A 10,187-nucleotide genomic window follows, 5' to 3' on the forward strand; every position below is an offset into this window, starting at 1 on the left:
GGGAGCGGCAATCTCCTGGGAGTCTGAGCGGACTGCGCCACGGGAGGGACTCCGGGCGATGTCTGCTTGTAGGGTGAGTGACGGATGATCAGCAATCAGTGACACGGTCCGGGTGTCCGGGCCGCTCCAAGGGGGTGATGGCGGTAGGCCCTTCGCCGACACCAGGCCAGACGGCGGTACGCGTTCTGTTCATTCTGGACCGACTGGGGGATCCCTGCGCCGACTGGCCGCAGGTGCCGGACACTGCCGTGCGGGCGGTTCAGTCCCAGCGCAAGCTGCAGAAGCTGGACTTCCTCGTACGCAACCCCGACTACCTCGCGGACCTGATCATCTCGAGGTGGGCGGACGGCAGCCTGCCGAAGGAGCGGCTGCTCGACGCCCGTGCCGTGTTCAAGGAACGCGAGCCGGAACTGCACACCTACCGGATGCTCCGCAATGACCACGGAGCCTACGAACCTCTCGACAACTCCCTGAGTGTGCTGCGCCACCTGGGGCTCATCCAGCTGCGGCGCGCGGGCCGTGTGTCCGACGGGAGCGTGCGCCGCAGGGACTACTTCCTCCTCAGGGCCGGAGCGGACCAGGCCCAGCGGCTCCGGGAGAGCGAAGGGGTTCTCGCCTGGTACGACCAGCAGACCGCCTATGTGGCGGCCGCGGTCGAGGGGATGACCGGCGCCCAGCTGAAGGCACAGCAGTACGGGCAGCCGGAGTACGCCGCCACTCACGTGCACGAGGTGATCGGCGGGATCACCGAGCGGGTGCGTGAACGCCTGGACGCGGCACTGGCCCGGGAGGGACTGCAATGAGCACAGACAGCGATGCCGTGGGCCCTGTCGAGGAGTGGCTGGAGGAGATCGCGAAAGTCTCCGGCCAGGAACTGGACGTGGTCAGGGCGGTTCTCGCCGAGCACGGCGTGCGCCCGCAGACAGCGCTGCCGAGGCCGCACGCTCTGCGCGTGGCCGAAGTGTCGTTCGAAGGCGTGCGCCCCGCGCCGGCCGGTGGCCACGACGGCGACGGGGAGGGTGACCGCTTCAGCTTCCACTGGAAGCCGGGGCCGGGCGTATGGTGTCTGGCCTCGTCAGGCAAGAACGAGGCCGGCAAGTCCAGCGTGCTGGAGATCATCCTGTGGTGCCTGCGCGGCCGCAGCGGGCTTCAGCGAGACGTGCAGAGCTGGCTTCGGCGGGTCCGCACCGAGTTCATCCTCGACGACGAGACCCTTGTCGTCGAGATGACCGTCAGCGGCAGCAAGCCCGCGGGGACCGTCGTCTCGAAGGACACCGGAGCGGTGCTGTTCTCGTTCGACAACGCCGCCACGTTCGAAGAGCAGATGGACGCGTTCATGCTGGAGCGTCTCGGCCTGGAGCCGCTGCGTACCCAGCAAAAGCGGCCCGAAGGAGTCGACGGACCGCCGCTGACCGGCGAGTTGTCCTGGCCAGCGTACGCCAGCGCCCTGCACATCAACCGCTCCGGCCTGGGCCACCTGCTGGGCAACGAGGCCCGCAACGCCCTGCCGACCCGGCTCCTGGAGCTCTTCCTGGGAGCGCCCTGGGCCGCCACGATGGTCTCGGCCGCGGTGGCGCAGAAGCTTGTCGCGGCGCAGCTGTCCGCTGCGAAGGCCCGAGCCCAGGCCGACGCGGCCGAACGGCAGAGCAAGATCGACGAACTCGAGGGCAGCCTCCACCGGGCCCAGCAGCGGCTGGACGCCCTGCCGGACCTCGGCCGGAGCGCCGCCGACCTGAACACCTCGTACCGGGCCCTCGCGGGGGCGACCGAAGCGGCCAGCGCCGCGCAGCGCGAGCTCGCCGCAGCTCGTACCCGGCACGACGAACTCGAACAGCAGCGCCAGTCCCTGGCCTCGCTGGCCCATGCCGCGCACGAAGCCGCCCTCGCCAAGGCCTTCTTCCACACGCTGAAACCGACCGTGTGCCCTCGCTGCGACGCGCAGGTCACCCAGGCCCAGTGGGCCCGGGAAGACGAAGGCCACTGCTCCTTGTGCACTTCCGAACTCCACCCGGCAGCAGTGCAGTACGACGGCACCGCGGCCGACGATGACGGTCTCGACGTCGACGACGGCCGGGAACTGCGTGAGACGCTCGCCCAGGTCCAGCAGGCCGTCGACGCGGCGGCCACGGCACTGGCCGACAAGCAGGCCAACGCCACCGAAGCCGCGGCCGTGCTCGGCCAGGCACAGGACGCGCTCGAGGACGCGCTCGCCCGCCCGGCGGGGGGCGACCGCCAGGCAGCCGAGCTCGAGGTCGCCCGGCTCACGGGAGCCCTCGACGAACGGCGGGGCCGTTTCGACGACCTCGGCGACCCGGCCGGCCTCGCTCCGCTCCAGCGCGACCAGGACATTCTCAAGGCCGCCGAGAAGGCCGCCCACGCCCGCCGCACGCAGGCCCTCAAGGACGTCCTCCAAGCCGTGCAGAACGACATCGTCACGATGGGCCGCCAGCTCGGACTGGAGATGCTCGAAGCCGTCGAACTCGGCACGAACGCCACCCTGAAGGTGTGGAAGGGCGGCCAGCACCAGCCCTACGGAAGCCTCACCGAAGGCGAGCAGCTCCGCCTGAAGATCGTCACCACCACTGCACTCCTGCGGCACGGCATCCGCACCGGTGTCGGCAGGCACCCGGGTCTGCTCATCATCGACTCGCCCGGAGCCGAAGAGGTCGACCGCGGAGACTTGGAACTGATGCTGGACGGCCTGGTCCAGCTCACCGGGACGGCCCCGCAGCTCCAGGTCGTGATCGCCACCGCCCGCGGCCAGGAAGTGGCCTCGGTCATCCCCACGGACCAGCTGCGCCTGGCCCCGGCCGGGGAACGCCTGTGGTGACCGCTCCAATCCAGCGGGTGTCCGGGCGTCGGCGAGGCCCCTTATGCTCCACAGGCCGCCGAGCGCAGTGAGGAGATGGTGACCGGTGTCCGCTGGCGCTCCCGATCCGCTGCAACCGCTGGTGGACGCCCTTCGCACGGGCGCCCCCGCGCCATCCCTTGACGACCTCGGCGGACTCGGCCGTCTCCTGCAGGACACCGCCACCCTGCTCGACCACGACGAGCTGCCCCTGTTCGTCGCCCTGCTGTGCACCGACCAGGCAGCGATCCAGGACGACGAGGCCCGTTCCTTCCTCCTCACCGCCGCTGAGGCCCCGCGGGACCCGCTCCGCCTGGAGGGCGTCGTCACCTCCCTCCTCGGATGCCCCGAAGCCGTCCGTGCACTCGGCGACGACCTGGCGGACATCTGGCTGGACGCCAGCCGCAGCCACAGCAACCTCCTGGGCGGTATCGCCCTGGAAGGCACCGCCCGCATCGTGCTGTCCGGAGCCGCCGCCGAGTACGGTCTCCTGGACCGGCTGCGCCGTCTGAACCGGCAGCAGGAACTTGCGAAGATCGATGACGACTACGCTCTGCGCACCGTCAGGGTCGCCGGCGCCGTCGCCGAACACTTCGACTCGCCCGACCCCGCCCGACTTCTGAGCAAACTGGTCGAACGCGACGATGTCGCCGAGGACGCCGCGTTCGAACTCGGCATGCTCGCCCTGCGCCAAGCACTGCACACGGACGACACCGACCGCGCCCGCCCCCTCCTCCTCGAAGCCCGCCAGCGCCTCAGCGACGCCCACCAGGACGAAGAACGCCCCGACGCGACCGCGTTCGGCGCGGCCATCGACGCGATCCTCGCCTACACCGCGGGCATCTCCCTGCCCGACGCAGCCAGAATCCAGCTCGACGAAGCCGTCCTGGAACTCCGCCTCAACCTCCTGGGCCTGCCACCAGGGTGGCGCACCCCACGCCTGGACACTCTCACCGCCTGGCAACACCTCCTCGACACCCTCACCCGCGCGCAGGACGCAGACCGCCCAGGCGCCTGGCTCCACGCCGCCGGCGTGATCAGCGACCTCGTGGACGTCTACACCGCCCACCGCACGCTCGATCTGTTTGCCCCTTCCCCGGCTCACCCGGCCACCGCTCAGCCGGGATCCGCGACCTCGGTGGCCACGCACGGCCTGCACGCCCTCCTCGCCCCCCGAGTCGAGGCCACCCTCCTCGCGCACGAAGGCGGACTGGACCTCCTGGACGAATGGCTCGAAGAGCTCGCCGAAGACCCCGGCGGCGACCAGGACCCGACCACACCCCTCGTCCGGGAACAGGCCGCCCGGCTCCGGCAGTCGCTGGAAACCGGGGGTGGGTCCCCCTCCCCAAAACCTGAACGCCCGGCCGTCTCGCTCGCCGGGCTCGGACTCTCCGCGGAAGACACCGAGCGCCTGCAGAACCTGCTGGCAAACACGCCTGAACTGGGCAACCGGATCACAGCGATGCTCGCCGCCCGGAAGGCTGCCCAGCCGGTCGACGAGGTGCCCATCGTCGCCTCGGTATTCCGCGACATCCACCGCAAGCTGAACCAACAGTGCCCCGACGGGTACGTCGGCCAGTTCGCAGCCGACGTGGACTGCATGCTCCTGCGCCTGCTCCGGTTCGTCGATCTGCGGCTGTCCGAGACGCAGAAGTACGGCGGGCAGGCACGGGCCTACCTCCGACAGCTCAGGAAGGACGAGGACAAACCGCGGGAAGCTGAACTCGGCCGCGACCTGAGAGACTTCCTCCGAGGTCAGGGCCTGCGCGTACGCATGGAGGAAACCAACGTCGGCGGCGGACGCGTCGACATCGCCTGGCAGCCGCACGCCGAACTCATCACCCTTGAGCTCAAGCGGGACTGGGCCGACCCCTCCTGGGACGCGTACGCCACCACCTACGGGCCCCAGGCGGTCTCGTACCAGGTAGCCGGGCCGCCCGTGAACTTCCTCGTGGTCCTGGACCTCACCTCGAAGCCACAGGGCCTCGCAGCCATCCCGGCGTGCATCGAGGTCCGTACCCTGCCGGGTCCGGCTGGCGATACTCGCCCACGCACCCTCATCATGGTTCGCGTCCAAGGCAACAAACGAGACCCCAGCGACGTGTAGAGGAGCTGGGACGGTCTGGCAGTGCCGACATCGTGCGCCAAGTGACGAGCTGAATGGAGAATCCGGGACGGTCTCGTCCTGCCGAGGGGGGCCTATCGTTCCACCGCCGCAAGCCGAGTTGATCGAGATGGACGGCGTCGGTCAGGGCTTCCTTGGGACGGATCCGGAGCAGCGCGCATATCGAACGGCGTACACGACCGTGGCTGGGCGTGAAGGGCGTGGATCAACAGGGTTTTGACGTTCAGGGGCGGCGTTCCTGGTGGGTGTCACCTGATGGTGACGGTGCGGCTCACTCCCTGGTCGCGCATGGCCTGGACGCGGTGCTGGCCGTTGGTGAAGGCCCAGGTGGCGCAGATGCCCAAGGCGGGCGCGAACAGCGTGCGCAGTGCGTCGATGTCGGCGTCGCTGAGTCCGGCGGCCTGGGCCTTGTCCAGCGCGTAGGGGGCGATGCCGTCTCCGGTGACACCGTCTCGGTGGGCGTCCTCGAGCAGGGCGACGGCTGCCTCGGACACTCTCGTCCAGTCCTGTTGGTGGTACCAGCAGCAGGTTGTCGGCCGGGCCGGGTGAGTGCGCCAGAACAGCATGCGCTGCCAGCTGCGTGGCCCGGGCATGCAGGAGGGCTGCTGGAAGGGGCGGGACTGGGGCAGGGTGGCGAGGGGTGTGATCTCGTAGACGGGGACCTCCTCGGGTTCAGCGGGCGGCGGCTGGAATCCATCGCCGCGGCCACCGTCGACCGGCTGTCCCAGGAGCTGTTCGACCTGCGCGTTGGTGAGCGCATGCCAGCGGGGCCTGGTCAGCTGGTGGTTGCCAGCGGCCTCGAAGGTCACGAGCTGCAAGGGAGCGGTCTCCTCGTCGAGATTGTCCAGCTGCCGCTGGATCCACAGAGGCGGCTCGGCTTCGTCGGGCAGGTGGCATCGCCAGACGGTGCTGGCGTACCTCTCCGCTCCGTTGACCAGGCTCGGCCCGTTCTCCCTGGCCTGGACTGCGAGTGCCACCGGCCGAACGCCGACAGCGGTGAACAGCTGCAGCCGGAAGGTGCCGGGCGCCGGATACTGTTCGCTGCCGCAGAACATGTGGTCATCCACCGTGCGCAGGCGCGGGGCGGCGTGCCCGGCGAGGAGGCGGGTGGTTGTGTCGTCGGTCGTGGGATGCGGCGTCATGTCGGAGGTCACACCCTGATGATGGACTGCCGGCTGCGCGCGTGTGACTGTTCACGGCACTGGGCGGTCAGCGGCGTGGGAGCCGATGTGGCTCCTCCTCCCTGAGCCGGGGCACCATCCTCCATGCATGGGTTCGGAGTGGATCCCGGGTCGCGCAAGTCGGTGCGGTAACGGGCCTCCTGTTGCCAGCTGTCCCAGCAGGCGGGTAGCACGGCCCCGGATTGGTGCGGGCAGGGTTTCGGTGGTGCTCCGGTGCCGGGACTGCGAGACACGGCGACATCGTTTCTGGACAGCCCGAACGGATTCTCGAGTCTCGGGCACACCCTCGTACTCAGCCGGAGAAGGCCCTGACCGAGTTGGCCTGCCACGCCGTTCGCTTATGTCATTTCCGGAGCACTTTTCGTCACAAAAGGACAATTGCGCGTAGATCGCGTACAGGCTCTGGACAGTCCGACATACTGCTCCCGGATCCAACTCCCTCTCTCAGCAACCTTTTTGAAGAAGTGAGAGAGGGGAGAGCTATGCGATTTGCGTTTTGGCGGCACGCCTGCCTGGTGCTGCGATCCACGGGGGTGAAGGCGCGTCGACGATGCGTCGCAGCCTTCGAGCCTGTACGGGTGCGGTTCAGGGCCGTTCGAGCCAGCGACCGCGCGCGGCACCGGATTGACCGGTTCTTCGTCGAGGTGGGTGGCTCCACCATCGCCGGAGTCCTGGTCTGGATGCTCACGCACGGTCGCTGATCCATCGAGGGCGGCCCCCTGCAATGCCGACACTGTGGCGCAGGGGGTTCGTCCGTTTGGCAGGTGCCGAGTCCACTGGGCGCGACCCCGCCCTAGTGCACTCAGGAGTGCACTAGACGCGGCTACATTACCGCTGCCCAAATACATTGCGCAGGTATTTGCGGATTAGCAATGTCGGACCAAGCTTTCCGGCTGGCGTATTGCGTGCCGTATTTTAGTGCACAATTGTTCACTGAACTGATGGTGCCCGGCGGTACTTCAGCGGCACCTGTATTGCCGGGCCAACTCACGGGCCGGGCAAAGACGTCAAGACGTCCCAGCCGCGGCAGACCACAGTGCTGCAAGGATCGGTACGCCCTGGGTGCACCCCTGAGTAGCCCCTCACCACTTCATCCCGATGGCGTTGAGGTCGCCGCGGCGCTGCTCTGTGAGCTTGGCGGCTCTGCGGCGGGCGTTGGAGAGCCATCCCCCGAGTTTGATCTCTGTCCCGTCGTCCAAGTGCTCGACGTGGTGTCTGGGTACGACGAGGTGGCCTTCGCGGGCGTGGTACTGCTGCGCCGCGGCGAGGTTGGTAGCCCATTTGGCGTCCTGGGTCCGCCGCTTCGGCTGTTCGTCTGCACCTGCGGCATCGAGTGCAAGGACGCTGCTCAGGAGCCATTGCTGGGCGGGCAGGAGTTTGTCCCATCCGTGCCGTTGCGCGGTGGCCCAGGCGCCGAGGTCTTCGCCCTGGACGTGGACCTCGCCCGCGGGCCGGACGAGGGTGCCGCCAGCCTCCAGGTGGGCGCGTGCGAGGCGGAAAGCTCTCTGCCAGGCAATGTCCCACCCGGTGGGGCACCAGCCCGCATCGAGGTCCTCCAGAGCCTTCAAGCGGCTTTCGGGGAGCTCCGCTGTGTGGGAGACGGTCTCGCCGGAGGCGCGTCGTTCTGCGTTCTTCATGGTCTTGCGCGCGGCTGCCCGCTGGTTCTTCGCCCAGATGCCGATGGGGTAGTCCATCCAGACGGCGTGGGTGGGCGGGAGCAGGTGCCCGTGTGCTGCCGTGTACGAGCGGGCGACGGCGAGCCCTTCGTCCCAGGCGACGTCGTGGTGTGACCACACCATTCCCAGCGCCTCCAACTGCTCGACGCGCTTCGGGTCGAGGTCGCTGGTGTTGTAGTAGCGGCGCTGGTCGGCCAGCCATGCGCCCAGCGGGAAGTCGGCGGCCGATCCGGCCCAGTGGTCGGGGGTCCGGTACTCGTAAGGCACGCGGAGCTGCTTGCTGGCGGTCTCTTGCAGCCATCGGGTGGCGGCCTGGATGCCGCGCCGCCAGTAGGTCTTCTCGGGGTCGATGACGCGCAGCCGCACGAACCTGGCGATCTCGGCGGGGTCGCGTTCCTCGCTGAACCTAAGCAGCTCTCTCGCGGCCTGCCTGGGAGAGCCCGCGTCTTCGTCGCCCGTCTCGGGCTGCTCCTGGTCCTCGCGCCCGTCGTTCTCGTCGTCGGAAGGCTCGTAGCGGCCGCTGCGGGGGCGGGGGTCGGCGAAGGCTTCGATGGTGTCGGTGTCGTGTGCCCGCAGGGCTCCGAGGACCTTCGTGAGGGTGTTGTAGGCGTCTGAGGTCAGCATTTCGTCGGGGTTCTCGCCTGGTGCGAGGAATACCGGTACGACGAGTGTGGCGAGTTTTCCCCGGTCGGGCTGGATACGCAGTGCCCGTCCGACCATTTGCACGATGTCGACCATGGAGCCGCGCGCATCGCAGAATGCCACGGCATCACAGTTAGCGGTGTCGACGCCTTCACCGAGGACTTTCACAGAGCTGAGGACCCGCAGTACAGCCGGGATATCAGAATTTTTGCCCGTGTCGTCGGTGATGAAGTCGGAGGCGAAAAATTCCAGTGTCTGGCGGCGCCGTGCGGGGCTGTGCTCGCCGTACAGCCAGTCGGCCCACACGCGCTCTGCGGGCGGAAACGTCCCAGGGTCCTCGGCCCGCAGGCGTGCCGCGACCTGGGGCACGCCCGCGGCCATGGCTTCGGCCTCTGCGACGCGGCTGTGGAAGGTCAGCACGCGCCGCAGGCGTTCGCGGGCGGCGGCAGTGAGCAGTCCGGTCTGCAGGGCTGCGAGCCGTGCCCCGCGTACGTAGTCGGAGCCGGCCGCGCCGACCGCCATCGCGGTGTGCAGTTCATGATCGTGAATGTCCAGACACACTACTTGGTACGGAGCGACGAGCCCGCGCTGGATGGCCTCGGACAGCTTGAGCTTGTAGGCGACCGGTCCGAACACGGGGGAGTCCTCGTCCATGCTGGCCACCAGCCGCGGCGCGTCGCCTTCGGCTTCCCACACGCGTGCGGTGGCGGTCATGTACAGCCGGCGTACCGCAGGCACCCTCGCCTGGTCGTGCACCGCAGCCCACGGCCGGCCGGCATCCCCACTGGTCCGGTGCGCCTCGTCGACGACCATCAGGTCCCACACCCCCAGACCGCCCTCGTGCGCCCGCTGCAGGATCCCGAGCCCGACAGCGGCATAGGTCGCAAAGACCGTCACCGTCTCCAGATCTCGTGTCCAGACGACGAGTTCGTTCGGGTCGGTGGTGCAGGGGATGCCCTCACTGTCCTGCGCCCGCAGCGAGCACACCCCGACCACGGCGCCGTGCCGACCGCCCTGGCGCCAGGCGGCGGCCATCTGCGTCAGCAGGTCCAGGGTCGGCACGAGGACCAGGACCCGGCGCGCGGACAGCCGCCGCGCGGACTCCACGGCGATCAGGGTCTTACCGGACCCGGTCGCGGCAATCACCTGCGTCCGAAGTCCTTCGGGAGGCATGTGCCCACCGGAAGGGGGCTGCAAATACCGCATGACACCATCCACGGCCTCCACTTGATGAGCCCTCAACTCGAACTTCGACACCCTGGAATCCCTCTCCTCAAACACAGAAGGCATCTGACGGAATTTCATCGACACTGCGCAGAAGGACCATTCAGTGAATTCTCCACCCGAGGACGCCGGACCCACGGAGGGGCTTCCCTGGTACGCTCTGAGCCCAGAGTCTAGCCGATTTGCCAGAATGACACACAAGGCCTATACCACAAAGCCCCAGCCAAGAGGATCCCCGGAGTACGTCGGGATCCGACAAGCCACCACGAGCAGACCCTCCCTCCAGCCAGCCCTCTGACGCACGCGGAGCGTGCGTCAGATCCTGTACCGGACTGCGGAGCAGGCCGGTACAGACTGATCCGGTGTCAGCCGGATCGCCGGACCACTCCGTGGTCCGGCAGCCGGGACGGAGTCCCGGCGCATCCGGCGCGGAGCGCCGGATGGAACCGCCGCGTAGCGGCGGCGCGTCGTCTTCGCGGAGCGAAGCGCGC

The 10,187-nt window shown here is 68.7% G+C and carries 5 protein-coding genes; 3 read left to right on the forward strand and 2 right to left on the reverse strand.

Translation table 11 applies throughout. The features are described 5' to 3' along the window. Positions 1–248 precede the first annotated feature (248 nt). From ACFYR0_RS35435 to ACFYR0_RS35445, 3 genes are all read left to right on the forward strand, one after another. Positions 249–803 carry a hypothetical protein gene (locus ACFYR0_RS35435; RefSeq protein WP_389337705.1) on the forward strand — a complete coding sequence of 185 codons (555 nt, stop codon included), beginning with the start codon at positions 249–251 and terminating at the stop codon, positions 801–803. Further along, positions 800–2,830 (forward strand): hypothetical protein, encoded by a 2,031-nt coding sequence (locus tag ACFYR0_RS35440; RefSeq protein ID WP_389337708.1) that lies wholly within the window; start codon positions 800–802, stop codon positions 2,828–2,830. The genes ACFYR0_RS35435 and ACFYR0_RS35440 overlap by 4 nt, the downstream gene beginning before the upstream one ends. Before the next feature lie 85 nt (positions 2,831–2,915). Further along, positions 2,916–4,955, forward strand: coding sequence for a hypothetical protein (locus tag ACFYR0_RS35445; protein WP_389337711.1), 2,040 nt, complete (start codon positions 2,916–2,918; stop codon positions 4,953–4,955). Positions 4,956–5,221: 266 nt separating this feature from the next. Here the strand turns inward: ACFYR0_RS35445 and ACFYR0_RS35450 are convergent, their stop codons facing one another. Together ACFYR0_RS35450 and ACFYR0_RS35455 are read right to left on the reverse strand one after the other, a co-directional pair. Further along, positions 5,222–6,127: a hypothetical protein gene (locus tag ACFYR0_RS35450; RefSeq protein WP_389337714.1), complete on the reverse strand. Its 906-nt coding sequence runs from the start codon at positions 6,125–6,127 to the stop codon at positions 5,222–5,224. A gap of 1,109 nt (positions 6,128–7,236) precedes the next feature. Beyond that, positions 7,237–9,729, reverse strand: a complete 2,493-nt coding sequence (locus ACFYR0_RS35455) for a Helicase associated domain protein (RefSeq protein ID WP_389337717.1) — start codon at positions 9,727–9,729, stop codon at positions 7,237–7,239. Positions 9,730–10,187 lie beyond the last annotated feature (458 nt).

The sequence above is a fragment of the Streptomyces sp. NPDC005017 genome, assembly GCF_042873115.1.
Classification (GTDB): domain Bacteria; phylum Actinomycetota; class Actinomycetes; order Streptomycetales; family Streptomycetaceae; genus Streptomyces.